The 19,366-nt window shown below is 39.6% G+C and carries 18 protein-coding genes; 5 read left to right on the top strand and 13 right to left on the bottom strand.

Going from position 1 to position 19,366, the window contains the following annotated elements; all coding sequences use genetic code 11:
• Positions 1-76: 76 nt before the first annotated feature.
• Positions 77-883: a carbon-nitrogen hydrolase family protein gene (locus ACOEN1_RS01650; RefSeq protein ID WP_422484671.1), complete on the bottom strand. Its 807-nt coding sequence runs from the start codon at positions 881-883 to the stop codon at positions 77-79.
• Positions 884-1,030: 147 nt separating this feature from the next.
• On the opposite strand from ACOEN1_RS01650, the gene ACOEN1_RS01655 reads away from it, so the two are divergent.
• From ACOEN1_RS01655 to ACOEN1_RS01665, 3 genes are all read left to right on the top strand, one after another.
• On the top strand, positions 1,031-1,495 hold the full coding sequence (locus tag ACOEN1_RS01655; protein WP_422484672.1) for a nucleoside deaminase: 465 nt from the start codon (positions 1,031-1,033) through the stop codon (positions 1,493-1,495).
• A gap of 132 nt (positions 1,496-1,627) precedes the next feature.
• Positions 1,628-2,110 carry a hypothetical protein gene (locus ACOEN1_RS01660; RefSeq protein ID WP_422484673.1) on the top strand — a complete coding sequence of 161 codons (483 nt, stop codon included), beginning with the start codon at positions 1,628-1,630 and terminating at the stop codon, positions 2,108-2,110.
• Positions 2,110-2,640: a permease gene (locus ACOEN1_RS01665; RefSeq protein WP_422484674.1), complete on the top strand. Its 531-nt coding sequence runs from the start codon at positions 2,110-2,112 to the stop codon at positions 2,638-2,640. Before ACOEN1_RS01660 ends, ACOEN1_RS01665 begins: the two co-directional genes overlap by 1 nt.
• Positions 2,641-2,698: 58 nt before the next feature.
• Here the strand turns inward: ACOEN1_RS01665 and ACOEN1_RS01670 are convergent, their stop codons facing one another.
• The 4 genes from ACOEN1_RS01670 to ACOEN1_RS01685 all read right to left on the bottom strand — a co-directional run bounded on the left by ACOEN1_RS01670 (position 2,699) and on the right by ACOEN1_RS01685 (position 6,000).
• Complete coding sequence (locus tag ACOEN1_RS01670; protein ID WP_422484675.1) at positions 2,699-2,893, bottom strand: hypothetical protein; 195 nt, start codon at positions 2,891-2,893, stop codon at positions 2,699-2,701.
• On the bottom strand, positions 2,886-4,079 hold the full coding sequence (dpaL, locus tag ACOEN1_RS01675) for a diaminopropionate ammonia-lyase (RefSeq protein WP_422484676.1): 1,194 nt from the start codon (positions 4,077-4,079) through the stop codon (positions 2,886-2,888). The genes ACOEN1_RS01670 and dpaL overlap by 8 nt, the downstream gene beginning before the upstream one ends.
• Positions 4,076-4,636 (bottom strand): RNA 2',3'-cyclic phosphodiesterase, encoded by a 561-nt coding sequence (thpR, locus tag ACOEN1_RS01680; protein ID WP_422484677.1) that lies wholly within the window; start codon positions 4,634-4,636, stop codon positions 4,076-4,078. Before thpR ends, dpaL begins: the two co-directional genes overlap by 4 nt.
• Before the next feature lie 65 nt (positions 4,637-4,701).
• The gene (locus ACOEN1_RS01685; protein WP_422484678.1) at positions 4,702-6,000 is read right to left on the bottom strand and encodes an acetamidase/formamidase family protein; all 1,299 of its coding nucleotides are present in this window, start codon (positions 5,998-6,000) and stop codon (positions 4,702-4,704) included.
• A gap of 139 nt (positions 6,001-6,139) precedes the next feature.
• Between ACOEN1_RS01685 and ACOEN1_RS01690 the strand changes: the two genes are divergently transcribed.
• The gene (locus tag ACOEN1_RS01690) at positions 6,140-8,119 is read left to right on the top strand and encodes an LTA synthase family protein (RefSeq protein WP_422484679.1); all 1,980 of its coding nucleotides are present in this window, start codon (positions 6,140-6,142) and stop codon (positions 8,117-8,119) included.
• Positions 8,120-8,136: 17 nt separating this feature from the next.
• Here ACOEN1_RS01690 and ACOEN1_RS01695 read toward each other — a convergent pair whose 3' ends face one another.
• Positions 8,137-9,111: a D-2-hydroxyacid dehydrogenase gene (locus tag ACOEN1_RS01695; RefSeq protein WP_422484680.1), complete on the bottom strand. Its 975-nt coding sequence runs from the start codon at positions 9,109-9,111 to the stop codon at positions 8,137-8,139.
• Between the two features lie 441 nt (positions 9,112-9,552).
• A complete protein-coding gene (locus ACOEN1_RS01700; RefSeq protein ID WP_422484681.1) occupies positions 9,553-9,816 on the bottom strand; it encodes a hypothetical protein in 264 nt (87 codons plus the stop codon).
• A gap of 159 nt (positions 9,817-9,975) precedes the next feature.
• On the opposite strand from ACOEN1_RS01700, the gene ACOEN1_RS01705 reads away from it, so the two are divergent.
• A complete protein-coding gene (locus tag ACOEN1_RS01705; RefSeq protein ID WP_422484682.1) occupies positions 9,976-11,103 on the top strand; it encodes a hypothetical protein in 1,128 nt (375 codons plus the stop codon).
• A gap of 43 nt (positions 11,104-11,146) precedes the next feature.
• Here ACOEN1_RS01705 and ACOEN1_RS01710 read toward each other — a convergent pair whose 3' ends face one another.
• From ACOEN1_RS01710 to msrB, 6 genes are all read right to left on the bottom strand, one after another.
• Positions 11,147-13,171: a urocanate hydratase gene (locus ACOEN1_RS01710; RefSeq protein ID WP_422484683.1), complete on the bottom strand. Its 2,025-nt coding sequence runs from the start codon at positions 13,169-13,171 to the stop codon at positions 11,147-11,149.
• A 13-nt stretch (positions 13,172-13,184) separates the two neighbouring features.
• Entirely contained in the window at positions 13,185-14,441 is a 1,257-nt protein-coding gene (hutI, locus tag ACOEN1_RS01715) for an imidazolonepropionase (RefSeq protein ID WP_422484684.1), read from the bottom strand.
• Positions 14,442-14,657: 216 nt separating this feature from the next.
• Positions 14,658-16,367: a sigma-54 interaction domain-containing protein gene (locus ACOEN1_RS01720; protein ID WP_422484685.1), complete on the bottom strand. Its 1,710-nt coding sequence runs from the start codon at positions 16,365-16,367 to the stop codon at positions 14,658-14,660.
• Positions 16,368-16,385: 18 nt separating this feature from the next.
• Positions 16,386-17,276, bottom strand: a complete 891-nt coding sequence (locus tag ACOEN1_RS01725; RefSeq protein ID WP_422484686.1) for a fumarylacetoacetate hydrolase family protein — start codon at positions 17,274-17,276, stop codon at positions 16,386-16,388.
• 91 nt (positions 17,277-17,367) lie between these two features.
• Positions 17,368-18,234, bottom strand: a complete 867-nt coding sequence (locus ACOEN1_RS01730; protein ID WP_422484687.1) for a DegV family protein — start codon at positions 18,232-18,234, stop codon at positions 17,368-17,370.
• A 15-nt stretch (positions 18,235-18,249) separates the two neighbouring features.
• On the bottom strand, positions 18,250-19,329 hold the full coding sequence (gene msrB / locus ACOEN1_RS01735) for a peptide-methionine (R)-S-oxide reductase MsrB (RefSeq protein WP_422484688.1): 1,080 nt from the start codon (positions 19,327-19,329) through the stop codon (positions 18,250-18,252).
• Positions 19,330-19,366 lie beyond the last annotated feature (37 nt).

Consider the following 19,366-nt stretch of genomic DNA (forward strand, 5'->3'; position numbering starts at 1 on the left):
TCAATACACAATATCAATACAGTGCTAAAGTAAAAATAAAACCCTGAATCATCAGGGTTTTAGCTTATATCTTTATTCAGTAGAGCTCTTCTCTTCTGTGCTTTAGAAGAGGAAGTTCATTTCTTACCTTTTCTATCTTATCCGTATCGATTGTTACAAAAAGTATTCCTTCTTCTGTATCGAGCTCAGAATCAATGTCACCCCACGGGTCTGCCATTAGAGAATGACCATATGCAGTATATGAGCTTTCCTGATTTCTTGATTGAGAACATAGAAGCATATATACCTGGTTGTCCAGTGCTCTGGCTCTAGCCAAAAGATGCCAATGAGCTGGTCCTGTAACCATATTGAATGCTGCTGGCACCAGTACTGCCTGAACTCCCTGAAGTGCCAGTTTTCTTGTGAACTCAGGGAATCTTATATCATAGCAGATAATAAGACCCATTTTCACTCCATCAATATCAAATATTGTTGATTCATTTCCTTGTGAAAGCACATCTGATTCCTTAAAGGTTATACCGCCTTCCACATCAATATCAAAGAGATGAGCCTTTCTATGCTTTCCAATCAATTCACCAGCAGGCGAAAAGATATAGGAGGTATTGTATATGCTGTCTTCGCTCTGTTCAGGTATGGAACCTCCTGCGATATAAGCATTCAATTCAGTGGCCATATCTTTTAGAAATTCTGTTGTCTTTCCAGGGTATTCTTCTGCATATTCCGGGAATCTCGAATTATCATAGGGTACGTTAAACATTTCTGGAAGAACAAGAAGCCTTGCACCTTCTTTTGCTGCACCTCTTAGCATTTTTTCTGCAGTCTGAAGGTTTTTATCCTTGCCTTCGACGACCTCCATCTGAATAAGTGCTGCCTTAAGCTTCATTCTTTCACCTCATTTTATAATATTTCATCATACTCTTATGGGAAAAGTATATCACTTTATCGATATAATTCACAGTAGATATGCCAGGCATTTTCTCTTGTTCAATACTGGGTATAAATATTATGATAATGAAAGGAGATGTTGTCCATGAACAAATATATGAAAGCTGCCATAAATGAAGCATTGTTAGGCATTGAGAAAAGGCATGGTGGTCCTTTTGGAGCTGTTGTAGTGAAGGATGGCATTATAATTGGAAGAGGCCACAACAATGTAATCGGCACCAAAGACCCCTCCGCTCATGGAGAAATAGTGGCCATCAGGGAAGCGACCAGAGCATTGGATGATTTTGACCTTTCAGGCTGTGAACTCTATACAACCTGCGAGCCATGTCCAATGTGCTATGGTGCAATTCATTGGGCAAGGATTGACAAGGTTTATTATGGTGCTACCAAGGAGGATGCCGCCAAGGTTGGATTTGATGATCAGATTCTAAATGACATCCTTCCTAGGCAGGAACATCATGGAAAGCCTCAGCTTATTCAAATCTACAGAGACGAGTGCATGGAAGTCTTTAAAAAATATGAAGAAGATGAAGAAAAGCAGCTATATTAGACTATAAAGGGTACCTACAACAGGTGCCCTTTAAATTTTATTTGACATTGCCATCATTTTTTTATACAATAACACCATCCCCCGGCATGGGGGGGTGGTGTATTAATAATAAATTACTGGAGGTTTTGATAAATGGTAAGTCTTTATGTTGTAACAGCCGCTGCCCTTTTTGTTTCTTATCTATTTAATGCAAAAAAAACCATGATGGGCTTAAAAAAAGGATGGATGAAGTTTTCAAAAACCCTGCCAACCTATCTTAAGCTACTTATGATAATCTCATTGGTACTGATGCTGACAGAGGGCATAATAGTCGATTACCTAAGCCAGGATAACGTATTTCTGGGTTTGATATCCAGTCTGGTATTGGGGTCTGTAACGATGATGCCTGGATTCATAGCATATCCTCTTGCAAGAATTCTTGTTGAAAGAGGTGTACCATACATGGTGGTTGCAGGTTTTGTGACATCTCTTATGCTTGTGGGAATTGTAACCTATCCTCTTGAGAGCAAATATTTTGGATCCAAAGCCACTATTTTGAGAAATGCCATGAGTTTTGTTGTAGCTGGTTTAATAGCCGTTTTAATGGGCGTTTTCTATGGGGAGGTATTTATTTAATGAAGAAGATTGATAGAAACTATATTTATTTTGGTGTATTCCTGATGCTGGCCTTTGTTTCATTTCTTTCAGAATTTGATCTTGGAATAAGGGTATGGAACAACTTCCTTGTCTTTGCAAAGGATATGGTTCTGATTTTACCCCCGGCCTTTGTCCTTATTGGACTTTTTGATGTATGGGCAAAAAGAGAATCAGTTGAGAAGCATTTTGGCGACAACAATAATCCTTTAAGATTTCTTTGGTCAGTTTTACTGGCTTCAACAACAGTAGGAGGCACTTTTGTTGCATTCCCGCTGGCAAATTCAATGTACCATAAGGGTGCAAAATACAGTTCGATCATAACTTATATAACCGCTGCTTCCCTATTTATGATACCCATGAGTATTATGGAGGCAAGTATGCTGGGAATCAAATTTACAATTATTAGATTGATTGGATCTCTTCCCTTTATTATCGCCGGTGCAATTCTTCTTGAAAAATATTTTGAAAAGTCAGGATATCAATTGCCTGTGGTACTTGATGATAAATAGAAATGACAATGCCACCTGATGGTTTAATCGGGTGGCATGTTTTTTCTGGTTTTTCAATCTATTTGTTCCTATTTAGATTTTTCAGAAGCTCCTCCATATTTAGATCATACATCTCTGAAAACTCTTCGACTGTTTCAAATAGATGGTTACACATTACGCATTTCCCAACTATTTCATCGTAGGGTTTGAATATTTCCTCAGTCTGAGGATAATCCGATACTATATCCAGAATTTTATCCTCTTTTTCAATCATTATTCTCACTCTCCGTACCATCCCACACTATTTCACGATACTTTTCAGGATCAGTATCACCCTCTGTGCTTATGATAAGTATTTTGGAATCCTTGTCCAGGTTCATCTTGTCTCTTATTTCCTTATATTCATTTCTTTCCATAAAATATGAAACTACTCCAAGACCTACAGCGCCTGATTCACCGGAAACAATCTGATGGTCACCCTCCAATGGAGCAGCCATAATCCTCATTCCTCGTGCGGCTACGTAGTCAGGACAGGAAATGAATCCGTCACTATGGTCCCTTAGCATCTCCCAACTTACAGTATTTGGTTCTCCACATGCAAGTCCAGCCATAATTGTAGCCATATCTCCATCAACTATTCTTATTTCGCCCTCAATTGATGAAAGATATAGACAGTTGGCCTCATCCGGCTCAACAATGTAAATGCTTGGACCGTCATTTCCGTAATATGACAGTAAATATCCCAGCATAGCTCCTGCAAAGGAGCCTACTCCAGCCTGAAGGAATACATGGGTTGGTTTCTCCTCAATCTGCTCAACCAGCTCATCCATTATCGTCCCGTATCCTTGCATAATCCAGGTTGGAATTACTTCATATCCTTTCCAGGCTGTGTCTTGAATAACTACCCAGCCGTGTTCTTTTGCCATTTTATCGGATAGCTTCACAGCATCGTTGTAATTTCCGTCAATTATTGATGCTTCAGCTCCCTCGTTTCTGATATTCTGGAGTCTTGTCTGTGAAGAACCCTTGGGCATGTATACAACACATTTCTGACCTAGCTCTCTTGCTGCCCAAGCAACACCTCTTCCATGATTCCCATCGGTAGCTGTTACAAATGTTATCTCACCTATTTTCTCCCTTACTTCTTTTGACTTAAGATATTCAAAGTCAAGGTCAGCAATATCCATCTGAAGCTTTTCAGCAAGGTATTTTCCAATTGCATAAGATCCTCCCAAAACCTTAAAAGCATTCAATCCAAAGCGCTTGCTTTCGTCCTTTACGTATATATCCCCTACTCCAAAATGCTGAGCCAGGTTATCCAATTTGTGTAATGGAGTCATGGAATACTGAGAAAATCCCTTGTGAAAAGTCCTTACACCTCTAATCAAGTCCTTTCTCATAGGGTTGGAATCTTCTCTCCTGTATTCCTCTTTTTTGTCTGAAAAATGTATCCTAATCAATTTCTCTCCTCCTCGGATTTGTTTTTGGCAGACTTTGAATACAGTCTGGTATGTATCATTTTTCTATCCTGATTTTCTGACTTCTTTAAAACTATCTCTTTGACTCTTGTACATCTACCCTGAATAAGCTCTGTGTAGGTTGATGGATTAAAGTCTTCCTTAACCTTAACATTCCTTCCGATTGTTACATGTGGAGTGTATTCTCTTTTTTCGAGATTAAAACCTTGATCTTTCAATTCACCTTGTAAATCTTTCTGAAGTCTAAGAAGTTCTTCGTTTCTTTCAAATCCAATCCAGTAGATTTTACCTGACCTCTTTTGGAACCAGCCGAGGCCAGACATATGCAATTGGAATTCCTTGAAACTTATTTTTTCGATTGCTTGAATAACATCATCTAGCCTGTGATCTTCGACCTCCCCAATAAAAACCAGTGTTAGATGTGTATGTTCAGATTTTACAAACCTTCCTTTTCTGGACTCGATTTTCAACCTTTCCTTCGCTTTTTCAACAACATCCAATTGCTCCTCTTCAAGTTCTATGCAAATAAAAAGTCTCATTGCAAACCTCCGTCCCAATTATTTCGGATAGGTTCTGTCAACCTACCCGAAACAATGCTAAAATATCAATCTGTACCGTATTGCTCTTTGACGATTTCGAAAAGCCCGGCCTTCTTGAGAGTATTTACAGGAGCCAGGAATGTTATTGTTGCAGTACCTGGATATCTTCCGATTTCCAAGCCTCCATTGATTGTTGTCCTGTTTTTAACTTCCGGAACTGACATTCCCAGTACTGAGGCTGCTCTTTCCAAACCGTTGTCAATGGCGAGATTTAGGTTTTCACCGGTTCCCACAAACGAAATTGGAGCGGTCTGCTCAAACTCGCTTATTTCAAGTTTTTTACCCATGGATCGAGCACTTTTCTTCTCTGCTTCAGTTATAGGCTTGCCCAGATGTGGCAGGTCCTCTTCCAAAGGTAGAATAATCGGCCCATCAAGCCTCAAACCCTTCAATACCTTTACCTTAAGGGTTACAACTGCTGACACATCAGTGGTATGACCTGCTATTTCACCATCTCCTTGCATCCCATGAACATCTCCTACATAAATTCCTCCGCCATCCACCTTGACGGGACAAATGACTACAGCGCCTTGTCTTACCCTATTGACGTCCATATGTCCATCGGTCTTGCTCTTTTGAAGAGTCTCATTATCTATTGCATACTCATGAGGAGCTCCAATAAGAAATGCTCCGAAGTCTCCTGCATTATGTGAATCAGGCATGGGCACAGAAGGAGTAGTCCCCAACTGACCTATAAAGGGTCTCATTCTTGAAATATTTCCGACTATATCATGGGGAGCAAAGGTTACTATGGGATTCTGAATAGATTCATCCGGAATTGCCATTACCTCCTTAGCATTTTTTGCCATCTCCTCTGCCTTTTCCTTAGTAAGGGTCAGTCCAATGGTCTTCTTTTCGTCAAAAGCCATCGTATAGCCATGGGTAAATTTAAACGGTGCGATTTCAGCTCCACAATGGGCACATCTTACTGATGCATCTCCGATTCCCTCCAACACAGTATCTGGATGTTTTGCCCCGCAATGAGGACATTTTCCCGCAACAAAGGGGTCGCCATCAAAGTTTTCAGGTACTGTAAATTCATTACCCGATGCCACAACTGATGATGTCACCACCACGGACTTTATATATACAGCTATTGCATCTCCCACCTGTGCTCCTTCTACATATACTGGCTTTGTAACCTCATGCCCACCCCTTAGAGCTGGTGTTATCATTGGTCCCCAGCAGCCTGGAGCTGTATTGGCGATAATTACGCCTCCGTCTCTGACAGGACCCAGCATGGGTTCATTTGGATCCAAAACTCCGTTGGTAAGCTCATTTACCATTATAGTTTGCTTAGCCAAAACAATTACCTCCTCCTTAGTTCCTCTTATAAGCATCCATTTTCTTTATACCCTATTATATGGAAACTTCCAAAAATTATTCAAAGTCTTATCTGAAGTGGTATACTATTGTTAAAAGCAAATATAAATGAGGTTTATTATGAATACATATTACCTGTTTCTTTTCTATCTAACAACAATAATCTTTCTTGAATCATATATTCGACTTCAATTCAGGGAAACTCTTATATCCAAGGGACAGCTTCTGTCTGTAATTTTTGGAGTCTTTTTTGCTTCGATTCTTTATTCGATTTCAACATTCTTCGCACCCAATATCAACATGTTCCTCGGGGCAATTCTGATACTACTCCTTTGCCTGATTTTTGCATCCCAACTGGTGTACTACAAGGTTTTTCGTACTTTCTACATAACTTATTCCGTTGGAAATGCGGGAGATGTGTTGGAGTTTACTGGGATTGCAGTAAGTACTGTACGCAACAATCTGATTTCAGTTTTGATTGCTTTTCTTCCACTACCTGCCTACATGATTATGCTAAAAATTGATCTTTTGGATTTTAATTCCTATAATTCCATAAAAGCATTTTTGATTGTTCTTGGAGTTATATTTCATATTATCGGACTCCAGATTGTTCATAATGGCAAGAGGGATGTAAACTCACCATACAATCTCTACTACAATATCCATCAGCCTGAGTTCTCCGTTGAAAATTTAGGTCTTCTTACCTATATTAGACTTGATATAAAGAGACAGCTGTCCGATTGGAAACCCAGAAGCATCCCCAGTGAGGATGATATCAAAAAATACATTGAACTGACTTCCAAAGATAAGGATTTTGTTAAAAACAAGCCTTATGAGGGATTAAAGGATCTCTACAATATAATGGACATAGATTTCAGCGCAATTGCAGTTAAGCAGCATGATGAAAAGACATCAGCTCTTCACAATTACTTTCATATTATTGAGCCATCGATGAAAAATCAGTATACAGGAATTTTTAAGGACTACAACCTTGTATTTATTACTGCTGAAAGTTTTTCGCACCTAGCTGTAAGAGAGGATATCACTCCAACATTATACAAAATGGTTAATGAAGGATTTAATTTTAAAAATTTCTACACCCCAATATGGGGTGTGAGCACAACAGACGGAGAATATGTTGCTACTACAGGACTGCTTCCAAAGCCTGGTATATGGAGTTTTTCTAAGTCAAAAAACAATTTGATTCCATTTTCATTGGGCACTCAATTAAATACCCTAGGGTATAAAACTATGGCCTATCACAATCACACCTATACTTACTATGAGAGGCAGTTTACACATACTAATATGGGATATGAGTACAAAGGTGTAGGAAATGGTCTCCAACTCGATAATTCATGGCCAGAATCTGATGTTCAGATGATGGAAAAAACTATTCCTGAGTATATCAATAGTGATAGATTCCATACCTATTACATGACCGTAAGTGGGCATTTTAGATATAGATTCGGTGAGAATGATATTGCTGATAAGAACAGAGCTTTGGTGGAATCTCTTCCCTACTCAGACAACGTAAAGGCATATCTTGCAACTCAGATTGAGCTCGACAGGGCACTCGAATATCTTCTCTCCCAGCTTGAACATGAAGGAGTTGCAAATAAAACACTAATTGCCATGAGCTCAGATCATTATCCGTACGGACTGACTCTTGAAGAATTGGCTGAACTGTCAGGAAATGAGATTGAAACTAACTTTGAGCTCTATGAAAATACATTTATTCTTTATGTAAAAGATATGGAACCACAGATTATTGAGGCACCTACATCAAGTCTTGACATTTTGCCCACTATTTCAAACCTTATGGGACTTCAATTTGACTCCAGACTTCTGATGGGGAGAGATGTGTTCTCAGACAAGCCACCTCTTGCAATTTTTTCAAACAGAAGCTTTATCACTGACAAAGGTAGTTTTAATTCAGAAACTGGTGATTTCCTACCTTCAGGAGATTTCGCAAATGCCAGTGAGGATCAAAAGACAAAATACAGAGAATCCGTTTCAGATTATATCGATTCGAAATTCCTTTATTCAGCGTGGATGCTGGATACTGATTATTACAGAAAGGTGCTGAATGGGCAATAATACCCATCAGCACCTTTTTAATCATTCACTATATTTATTGGATTCCTTTGGATGAACTTCTCCAGATTATCAACTGCAACATCCATCAGTCTCTTTCTAGACTCCTTCGGAGCCCATGCAATATGTGGTGTTATAATACAGTTCTCTGCCTTTAGAAGTGGGTTATCCTCATTGATCGGTTCAGAAGATACCACATCAAGAGCTACTCCTGCAATCCTTCCACTGTTCAATGCTTCTGCAAGATCTTTCTCAACTATCAAAGGTCCTCTTGATGTATTGATTATCATAACGTTTTTCTTCATTTTTTCTATTGAATCCTTATTTATCATACCTTCTGTGGATTCAAAAAGGGGTACATGGAGGCTTATTACATCTGACTGTTCCAGAATTTCATCCAGTGATGCAAATCTTAGATCCTCTGTCTCTAGTTCAGGCTTTGGACTACTTGCCATTGCAAGGACTTTCATGCCTAAAGCCTGGGCAATTTTCCCTACATTACTGCCGATTCGACCGTAACCTATAATCCCCATTGTTTTACCGGCTAATTCCACCAGAGGGTAGTTCCAGAATGACCAGTCTGGATTTTCGACCCATTCTCCGTCAAAGACAGCCTTGCTGTGTTCTCCCACATGATGACAAAGCTCCAAAAGCAATGCAAATATCATCTGTGCAACAGCTGTAGTTCCATAGGTTGGAACATTGGTTACTACAATTCCATTTTCTTTGGCTGCTTCAATATCCACGATATTGTAGCCCGTTGCCAGTACTCCTACATACTTCAATTTCGGAAGTCTATCTATCATCTCACGGGTCAGAAGTGTCTTGTTAAGAAGAATCGCATCGGCATCCTTTGCCCTTTCAACAACCAGGTCCTCCCCTCCTGGTTTGTATGCCGTTCTGTCGTATACTGTAAGCTCACCGAATTGAGAAATTCCCTCCCAGGACAAGTCCCCAGGATTCAGTGTATATCCATCAAGCACAACTATTTTCATTTTACAACACCTCCATAATTTTAGTTTAAAATTAAAGACAGATGAAACGTCCCCCTGTCTTCCCCCTGTCTTCATTACTTTCCTTGCTTATTTTTGATCCAGAGGATAAGACTTCGTTTTAAAAGGATTAGAGATGTCTCGACTACTCTCGACATGACAATTACTCAAGAAATCCGATGGGAACATTTTTTGAGGACATTACTTGGCCAAGGTTTTAACCGCTTGTGCCCGGCGATAGAATTCCTAAAAATCTTTGATTTTTCTGGAATTCATCGAGGGGGTATGAGCGGTCCGAAGTAAAATCGTTGCCAAGGATTTCGAAGAATATAAGAAAAATCTTTTCAATTGCGAAGTGCCCGGCGATAGACTTCCTCAAAATCTGTGATTTTGTTGGAATTCATCGAGGGGGTATGAATCGTGCATTGAGAATTGTGAATTGCCTTAGCTCTCTTCCCCAATTCTCTTATTCCTTATATATAACCCAAAATCAGTGGCAATCATGCTCAGATTCAACATATACAAGTAAATTACATTGTCGTACTGATGAAAAAGCTTATTCATTATCCCGAAAACATACCCACTCATAAGAACCAGAAGAAATATTGGGCTCTTACCTTTTATTGACCTGGATGTATATGACTTGTAGATTGCAAATGGCCAAGCTGCACCAAAACACAGCAGCATAAGTATTTCAAATATACTCATATGTACCTCCCGTAATATATTAGCATTTTCTGCTATCTTAATATTATCAGATTCACGTATGATTTTACAGGTTATTGTGGAATATTTACCTTCACAAAAGTTGCCATTACGGAGCAGTTTAGGTATGATATAGGAAATACCCTAAAGGACGGTGACTAAATGAAGATACATTCTATCGGATTTCCAAGGATGAATAAGGAAGAAAGTGAGAGAAGGGATTTTGTACCCCTGCTTTTCAGATTGCTCCAATTGAATCAAGATATAGAAATTCTAGTCGAAGAGGACTACGGAATAGGAATGGGATTTGGAATCAATGACTATCTTCTAGCCAATGATAGGATCAAAATCCTTCCAAGAAGGGAAGTTTTTAATGCAGATATGGTCGTTGTGTTGAGAACACCTGAAGAAGATGAACTAAAATGGATGAAACCCGGCGCAGTAATATTTTCAATGCTCCACTACGATACCCGCGAAAGCAGAAACAACCTTCTCCAGGAACTTCAAATAATTCCATTTTCAATGGACGGTATAGAAGATGACTGGAACAGGAGAATGGTTGTAAATTACAGTGGAACTTCCTATTCAGGAGTTGAAGTAGCATTCAATGAGCTAAAGAAAAAGACGGACCACTTTAAAATCCCTGGTAACAGACCTATTTATGCAGGAATACTGGGTTTTGGTGCAGTTGGTCTTGAGGCTGCAAAGGCTCTTAAATATTATAGTGACCATTTTTTCCTGAATAATGAATCAGAAACACCGGGAATGATAATAAATCTTTATCCCAGAAGTATAACTGAAAATCCTAAAATCCTTAAGGAACAGCTCAATTTCATGGATATACTTGTAGATGCCAGCAGGAGAAGAGACCCTACCCAATACATAATTGAAAATAGCTGGCTTGAAGAAATGCCATCTCATGGAATAATACTGGATCTATCGGCAGATCCATACAATACAGATATTTCTCCTATTCAGGTAAAGGGAATTGAAGGCATTCCAACTGGCACTCTGGATCAACTGGTCTTTGGTCCTGAGGATCCTGCCTATGATAGCATTCCAGAAGGAGTGGATACAACCCACAGAAGAACTGTTGTAAGCTGTAACGCCTGGCCTGGTGTTGATCCAATTGGCTGTATGACACTTTATAGCAAGCAGCTTATATACTTCCTTAGAGAACTAATCTCCAAGGATCCTGAAAATCTTTCAATTCAATCTGATGACCCTTATGAACGAGCACTTGTAAGATCATCACTTGCATATTTTCTTGAAAACCACAATAAAAGCTGACCATCTGGTCAGCTTTTATTGTGCCTACTATAGTTTATCGGCCTTACTTGTACTTCTTTTCAACAAGATTCTTGACAAGATTATCATCAGCCACATATGGCAGTGTAATATGATCGGTGTCCTTGTTGTTCTTATTGAACTCAATGATTGTATCTAGTGAGTTGTCGTTTCTTGCCCATGCCCTTCTTGCCACTCCACTTATTACATCCCATGGCATTGCAAGCTTAAGGATATTGTCAACTCTTTCTGATCCATCAAGAACCATTCCAAATCCACCGTTGATGGATTTTCCGATTCCTACTCCTCCACCATTGTGAAGGGCAATCAGACTCATTCCCCTTGCTGCATTTCCAGCGAAGCAGTGAGTTGCCATATCAGCCATGATATTGCTTCCATCCTTGATGTTTGCAGTCTCTCTAAATGGTGAATCCGTTCCAGATACGTCGTGGTGGTCTCTTCCAAGCATAATCGGTCCAACTTCTCCCTTTCTGACCATTTCATTGAACTTTAAGGCAATCTCCGTTCTTCCCACTTCGTCCTGGTACAGTATTCTGGCCTGAGTTCCAACAACAAGCTTGTTCTTTTCAGCGTCTCTGATCCAGTTGTAATTGTCCCTGTCCTGTCCTCTTCTATCTGGATCTATACAATCCATTGCAGCCTTGTCGGTCTTTGTAAGATCCTCATGCCTGCCGCTTAGGCAAACCCATCTGAATGGTCCATATCCGTAGTCAAACAGCATTGGTCCCATAATATCCTCGACATATGACGGGAAGATAAACCCGTCTGTATCGTCAATTCCATTTGCTGATATTTCCATTACTCCAGCATCGTAAATAGCCTTCATAAAGCTGTTTCCATAATCAAAGAAGTATGTTCCCCTCTCAGCAAGCTTCTGAATCAGATGGAAGTGATGCTTTAGACTCTTGTCAACTTCCTTGATAAATCCCTTCTTGTCCTCAAGTAGCATCTTTGTTCTCTCTTCAAATGAAAGACCCTGTGGACAATAGCCACCATCATAGGCCGCATGACAAGAAGTCTGGTCTGAAAGTAGCTCAATGTGGATGTCATTTTCAAGTGCATATTCAAGTAGGTCAATTATGTTTCCATGATATGCAATAGCGGTTGCCTTCTTCTCTTCCATTGCCTTGTGAGCTGAATTGAACAACTCACCAAGATCTTCATGAAATTCATCTATCCAGCCTTGCTCAAGCCTAGTATTGATTCTTGAAATATCAACCTCAGCAATTATCCCTACACCACCTGCAATCTTGGCAGCCTTGCCCTGAGCACCACTCATTCCACCAAGTCCAGAGCTTACAAACATATGACCCGCAAGATCCCTGTCATCAGGAATACCAAGCTTCAGTCTTCCTGCATTTAGGATAGTGTTATATGTTCCATGTACAATTCCCTGAGGTCCGATATACATCCATCCACCTGCAGTCATCTGCCCGTAGTTTGCAACTCCCATTGCCTGAGCCTTGATCCAATGCTCCTGATCATCAAATGCTCCGATCATAAGTGCATTTGTGATTATAACCCTTGGGCTGTTCTTGTGGGACTTGAATAGTCCCAGTGGATGACCCGACTGAAGAACCAGTGTCTGCTGGTCAGTCAGCTCTTCAAGATACTTCATTGTTAATCTGTACTGCATCCAGTTCTGGAATACCTGTCCGGTTTCACCATAGGTGACAAGCTCATATGGATAGAGTGCCACATCAAAGGAGAGATTGTTGTCAATCATAACCTGAAATGCCTTGCCTTCAATACATTTACCCTTGTATTCATCAATTGGCTTTCCATAGATCAATTCATCCGGTCTGAATCTGTAACCATAGATTCTTCCCATTGTCAGAAGCTCATCAAGAAACTCAGGTGCCAGCTCTTCATGAAGATCTTCAGGAACATATCTAAGAGCATTCTTAAGAGCAACCTCTGTCTCCTTCTGAGTAAGTGTAAATTCCCTTTTTGGAGCTCTTCTGATAAATTTGCTAAACTCAGGATACTCTGGAAGATAATTATCCAGCTTTATTTCCATTGCCTCACCGATATTTTTGTTATTCCACATAATACAGCCTCCTTTATTTTTCAAATACTACTTTTCCACCCTTTACAACCTTATCTGTATGATTGATACCGAAGTGATATATCATATAGTCAAGATTGGGAGCGTCAAAGATTGCAATATCCGCATTTTTACCTATTTCAAGTGATCCTGTATGGTCTGATATCCCAAGGGCTGCCGCTGCATTTAACGTTACTGCAGTTATGACCTCTTCGGGAAGCATCTTCAGTGTCAGTGATGCCAGAGTCATCATCAGTTGAAGATTTTCACTTGGACAGCTTCCCGGATTGTAGTCTGTGGATACTGCCACGGGAACTCCAGCTTGGATCATGTCTCTTGCCCTTGCACCATTCTTTTGAAGATTGAAGCTGGTACCAGGAAGCAATACTGCTATTGTGTCAGCCTCAGCCATATCCTTGATACCCTGATCACTGGCTCCTATTAGGTGTTCTGCCGAGATACATCCGGTTTCCGCTGCCAGTTCAGCTCCACCAAGTGATACTATTTCATCTGCATGTATCTTTGGAATCAATCCATTCTTCTTTGCAGCAAGAATTATCCTTCTGGACTGGTCGACGCTGAATACTCCTTCTTCACAAAATACATCACAGAATTTTGCCAATTTGTTTTCTGCAATATGAGGAATCATTTCGTTTACCAGCTTATCTACAAACTGATCCGGGTTTTCCTTGTATGCAGCTGGTATGGCATGGGCTCCCATAAATGTTGGAAGAATATCAACCGGGTGATCCTGATTAAGCTTGTTTGCAACTTCAATCTGCTTCAGTTCTGTTTCAAAACTTCCAATGCCATAGCCTGATTTAGCTTCCACTGTAGTAACTCCAAATCCCAACATTGTTTGGAGACTTTTCCAGGCTTTCTCATATAGCTCCTGCGAAGTAGCATTTTCAGTTGCCTTTGTTGTGGAATGGATTCCACCTCCCGCTGCCAGGATTTCAAGATATCCTTTGCCTTCAAGCTTCATTGCAAGCTCGTTCTCCCTGCTTCCTCCGTGAACCAGGTGAGTGTGACAGTCAATCAACCCAGGAGTGACGGTTTTTCCGCTACCATCAATAACTACAGTATCCTCGCTGATTTCAATTCCTTCAGGTAAATCCCCCTCACCTACAAATATTATCTTCCCATCCTTTACTGCAACCACTCCATTCTCAATTATACCTGCCTGACCCTGGGCTTTTCCGGTTCGAGGCATTTCTCCTCCCCTAACAGTGACCAAAGTCTTTATGTTTTCAATAACCAATGATGCCTTCATGGAACTCCTCCTTTCAATATTGCTTCATACTCCTCTTACCCTTAATATTCTTGCAATATATGTGCCAAGTTTTTGAAGCTTTACGGCCGTCTGAAATACCCATCCCATTATTATGAAAATTAAAAAAACAGGCAGCTATGTTTCTTTTTAAAACACTTTTGCCTGTTTTTGTCATTTGTGTGTGTTTTATTTTAAAACACAATGTTTTGTTTTCAATCAATCAATTTCATATTTTCTGCTGATGTCATATTTTCTCATTCTGTAAATCAAGCTTTGTCTTGTGATTCCAAGGGCTTTGGCTGTTTTAGTAACATTCCATAGATTTTTTTCAAGGGCTCCACTTACAAGTCTTTTTTCCAGCCCATCCAAGCTATTTTGAAGGTTTTCTGTTGCAATCTCTCTCCTGTCCTTGTTTGAATCGCTCCACTTCATGGCTTCAAGGATGTAGTCAGGAGTATTTTCCAGCTTGAGTATCTTTTCATCATCTCCTGATCTGACCATGGTATTTTCTATAAAGTGCTCCAGCTCTCTTATGTTTCCCGGCCATAGATAGCTTTTCATCATATTTTTCAAATCTTCTCCAATGCTGGAGATGATTTTTTCCATAAGCAGATTGTATCTCTTGATATAGTGATGGCTGATGTGGAAAATATCATCACCTCTATCTTTAAGTGGAGGAATATATAGATTGTATCCTGCAATCCTATAGAACAGATCCAATCTCAGTTTTTCTGCATCTATAAGTTTATATGGATCAGTATTCATGGCACTTATTATACGGCATTTGATCGGGTAACTGTCTTTACCTCCGACTCTACGGGTATTTCTTTCCTGCAGCACCCGCAGCAGCTTCGTTTGCATATTAATTGGCATTGAGTCAATTTCATCGAGGAAGAGGGTACCTTCACCAGCTTCCTCAAAAAGTCCCGGTGAATCCACCGCTCCCGTATACGCTCCCTTGACTGCACCGAAAAGGATGCTTTCAAGAAGATTCTCCGGTATTGCAGAGCAGTTTATGCCTATAAAGGGATGAGCCTTCCTTTTGCTGAAGTTGTGGATGCTTTGAGCAAATACCTCTTTTCCTGTACCCGTGTCCCCAACAAGGAGTATGCTATTGTCAAGCCAGGCAATTGCCTGAGCTTCTCTTATAACTCTCCTGATTGCATCACTTGAACCAATTATATCCGTAAAAGTGAATCTTGTCCCATTAAGGAAAGTCCCTTCTCTTTCTTCAAGGCCATATGATTCCTTTTTCAGTTCCATTATCTGAGTGAGAAGGTTCTGAAGCTTGGTTTCATCCTTGCTTATTGAAAACACACCTATAGTAGACTCACCATGCTTTATTGGAATGGTTGAATACGATTTATAAACCGGCTTGCCTTTGTTGTATGCGTGGGCAGCATATTTGTTTATAATTGCCTTTCCGCTTTCAAGCACTTCCATATGCTCAGATTTATTCTTGTCACTGTATCCATATGCATCCCAGATGAATTTTCCAATCATATCCTCAGCTTTTCTTTTTTCCAGTTCTTCCATCGCCTTGTTGTAAATCATTACCCGCCCATTTTTGTCACTAAGAAGAACTCCATCATAGAGATTCTCAACAACCTGCAACAAACTTTCAGCTTTAACCTCTGGATCATTGTAATCTCCAAGCTCCCTTAATTCAATAATATACATTGACTCAGTCTTAAAAAGCAGCGCCAGGTAATTATTTTTGTCCATAACAACATTCATCTCAACTTTATCTGAAATCATCCTTAGTTTATCTATATTAACTCCAAGAATTTCAGTAATGCTTTTTAATCCACTGGAAATAAGCCCTTCCATTGAAGTGCTTTTCCAAAGTATATCCCCATTTTTATCAGCAATCATAGATATTGGCGCAAGAATTTCCAAAATGATTCCTACGGTCTTTAAGTCCATCAAACCCCTCCGATACCGCTAGATAATCTTATTCCTTAGAACTCCAATTTCGGGAATTTCACATTGGACCACATCCCCTTTGACCATGTATCTAGGAGGATTTAATGCCATTCCAACTCCGGCAGGAGTTCCAGTCGCAATTATGTCCCCAGGCTCCAGGGTTATTCCCTTTGAAAAGTCTGAAATCAATGTCGCTATGTCATTTATAAGCATTCTGGTATTTGAGTTTTGTCTTATTTCATCATTAACCTTTGATATAACATCAACTTCCATAGGAAATGGTAGTTGTGATTTATGAAGCACTACAGGACCCATAACAGAATACCCATCCAGGCTTTTACCCTTGTACCACTGTATATGATCTCTCTGAAGTCTTCTTGAGGATAGATCGTTGAATATGGAATACCCGAAGATATGATCCTCAACCTTATCCAAAGCTATATCTTTACCAGCTTTACCGATTATTACGGCAAGCTCGACCTCGTAATCAAACTCCTCATCAAGCTCAATTTCAGCCTCTATATTCTCATCAGGACCTACTATTCTGGTTGTCCTCTTTGAGAAATATACAGGCTTGGTCACCTTTTCTAGATTGCCATCCTTTATTGCCGCCTGAGATTCCTTCAAGTGATCAGCGTAATTTACACCTACACAGATTATGTCGTGAACCGGCTTGGTTATAGGCGACAATATGCTGACTTCATCAAGCGGTATGGCCTTGATTGATTTTTCCTCTAATGTAGCCTCTATTTTACTTATATGTTCTTCCTTTGAATCTCCAATAAAATCAACCAGTGTTTTAAATCTTCCAACTCCAAATATCTTATCCAAGCTGTAAACAGATTTTTCTTCCTTGTCCAATACACCTGGATACTCCTTATCTCTTAGCTTAAATGTAACAAATTTCATCAAAACACCCCCAAAATTTTGTATATATGTCTATTATACACATAATTTTAAACAGAAAAAGGGCGTAAACCTAATACACCCTTAAATTTCTTCAATTGTTTTCCATAAAGAACATTGATAGTCCACCAAGCCCAACATGTGTACCCACGGCAACTCCCATCTGCATAATGTATATCTCGCCTTTAAAATCAGTGTCCTGGATTACCTTGTCTCTCAGAGCATTGGCAATATGAATATCTGATGTGTAGCCAATTATAATAAAATTTGTATTCTCCCTATCAATCCTTTTCATAAATTCACTAGTATAATACCTTAAAACCTTGTTCCAGCCTCGTTCTTTGGCAACAATAGCGCCTTTTCCTTTTTTCATGGTCATAATGGGTTTAACCCTAAGCAGTTTTCCAATAAATGCGCTGGAATTTGACAATCTTCCACTTTTTATAAGATTGTTTAAGTCATCTACGCACAGAAAATGCTTGACCCTTTTCTTGTTGTCCTCGCTGAACCGAACAAGTTGGTCAAAATCATAACCTTCCTGGATCAGCTGAGAAGATTTCATAATAAGCCATCCGCTTCCATGGCTCATTGATAAGGAATCCACTACATGAATTCTTATTTTGGCATCGGGATTTCTGTCATAAAAATATCCCTTTGCAATCTCTGCTGATTGATATGATCCACTTGTACCGCTAGACATGCATATAATCAAAAACTCGTCATACCCTTGTGGAATAGCTTCGTCGATTATGCTCAGGTACTCTTCAGGACTGGGCATCGATGTGCTTGGCAATTCCTGGAGCGTTGGCAGCATCTCATAAAATCTGTCAGGAGTTATATCAATTTTATCCTGATAGGTTTTTTCTCCAATCTCAATATTCAGTGGTGCCACTCCAATGTTGTACTTATCGATTATTTCCTGTGATAAATCACAGGTTGAATCTGCCATGATCTTTATCAATTATTCTCCTCCTCATCATTGAAAGTACATCAAATATTTTCCGTATCCATTCTGCTCCATCTCTTCAAGGTAGATAAAATCCAATGCACCACTATTTATACAAAACCTAAGTCCACCTTCCTCAGCAGGGCCATCATTAAATACATGTCCCAAATGGGTGTCCCCAGTTCTGCTTTTTACTTCGATTCTTTCCATACCCATGGTTGCATCCAAGTGCAGTGTAATAACATTCCAGTCAATTGGTCTTGTAAAGCTTGGCCAGCCTGAGCCTGAATCAAATTTATCCCTTGATAGAAACAAGGGTTCACCCGTTACAATATCAACATAAAGTCCTTCATCATGATTGTTCCAGAATGGGTTCTGAAAAGCCGTTTCAGTTGCGCCCTCCTGGGTTATGCTGTATTGAAGATCAGTCAGCTTCTCCCTGATTTCATCATCACTTGGCTTAGGATAATCTGAAGCTCTTATGGATGGTCTTTCAGATGGAATATTACTTAAATCAACATGACAATAACCGTTGGGATTCTTATACAAGTAGTCCTGGTGATAGTCTTCTGCTAAAACGTAATTTTGGAGCTTCTGAATTTCTGTTGCTATGGGCCCTGAATATTTTTCCTGCTCTTTTTCTGTGACAGTCTGAATTACATCCAGGTCATCATCATCTACATAATATATTCCTGATCTGTACTGAGTACCAACATCATTTCCCTGTTTATTGACACTTGTAGGTTCAATTATACCATAAAAGTAGGTTAGTATACTTTGGAGACTTATAATTTCAGGATCATAAACCAGGTAAATTGTCTCAGCATGTCCTGTTTCTTCTATTAAATTATAGTTTGTTGTATCTGACTCTCCATTTGCATAACCTACGTTTGTATATTCCACTCCAATTATTCTCTCGAAATATGCCTCAACTCCCCAAAAACAGCCGCCAGCAAGATAGATCTCCTTGTATCTGCTATTTGAATAGTCCGGTGTCAGGCTTATTTTATCACTCTCTTCCTCTTCAACAATTGCAGGAGCACAGGATGACAGAATCATCGTCAATGCTAGCAACACTATGATAGTACTCTTAAATTTATTTTTAGACATATAAACTCCCCCATGTTTTACTTTAAGATATTTATAC

It is taken from the genome of Gudongella sp. DL1XJH-153 (genome assembly GCF_049310905.1).
In the GTDB taxonomy this organism is placed as follows: Bacteria; Bacillota; Clostridia; order Tissierellales; family Tissierellaceae; genus Gudongella.

Excerpts from the sequence above, each read along its gene's own strand:
- hutI (WP_422484684.1), bottom strand. The coding sequence starts at position 14,441 with ATGAAGGCATCATTGGTTATTGAAAACATAAAGACTTTGGTCACTGTT.
- ACOEN1_RS01720 (WP_422484685.1), bottom strand. The coding sequence starts at position 16,367 with ATGGACTTAAAGACCGTAGGAATCATTTTGGAAATTCTTGCGCCAATA.
- ACOEN1_RS01655 (WP_422484672.1), top strand. The coding sequence starts at position 1,031 with ATGAACAAATATATGAAAGCTGCCATAAATGAAGCATTGTTAGGCATT.
- msrB (WP_422484688.1), bottom strand. The coding sequence starts at position 19,329 with ATGTCTAAAAATAAATTTAAGAGTACTATCATAGTGTTGCTAGCATTG.
- ACOEN1_RS01705 (WP_422484682.1), top strand. The coding sequence starts at position 9,976 with ATGAAGATACATTCTATCGGATTTCCAAGGATGAATAAGGAAGAAAGT.
- ACOEN1_RS01690 (WP_422484679.1), top strand. The coding sequence starts at position 6,140 with ATGAATACATATTACCTGTTTCTTTTCTATCTAACAACAATAATCTTT.
- ACOEN1_RS01695 (WP_422484680.1), bottom strand. The coding sequence starts at position 9,111 with ATGAAAATAGTTGTGCTTGATGGATATACACTGAATCCTGGGGACTTG.
- thpR (WP_422484677.1), bottom strand. The coding sequence starts at position 4,636 with ATGAGACTTTTTATTTGCATAGAACTTGAAGAGGAGCAATTGGATGTT.
- ACOEN1_RS01650 (WP_422484671.1), bottom strand. The coding sequence starts at position 883 with ATGAAGCTTAAGGCAGCACTTATTCAGATGGAGGTCGTCGAAGGCAAG.
- ACOEN1_RS01665 (WP_422484674.1), top strand. The coding sequence starts at position 2,110 with ATGAAGAAGATTGATAGAAACTATATTTATTTTGGTGTATTCCTGATG.
- ACOEN1_RS01710 (WP_422484683.1), bottom strand. The coding sequence starts at position 13,171 with ATGTGGAATAACAAAAATATCGGTGAGGCAATGGAAATAAAGCTGGAT.
- ACOEN1_RS01700 (WP_422484681.1), bottom strand. The coding sequence starts at position 9,816 with ATGAGTATATTTGAAATACTTATGCTGCTGTGTTTTGGTGCAGCTTGG.
- ACOEN1_RS01670 (WP_422484675.1), bottom strand. The coding sequence starts at position 2,893 with ATGATTGAAAAAGAGGATAAAATTCTGGATATAGTATCGGATTATCCT.
- ACOEN1_RS01660 (WP_422484673.1), top strand. The coding sequence starts at position 1,628 with ATGGTAAGTCTTTATGTTGTAACAGCCGCTGCCCTTTTTGTTTCTTAT.
- ACOEN1_RS01725 (WP_422484686.1), bottom strand. The coding sequence starts at position 17,276 with ATGAAATTTGTTACATTTAAGCTAAGAGATAAGGAGTATCCAGGTGTA.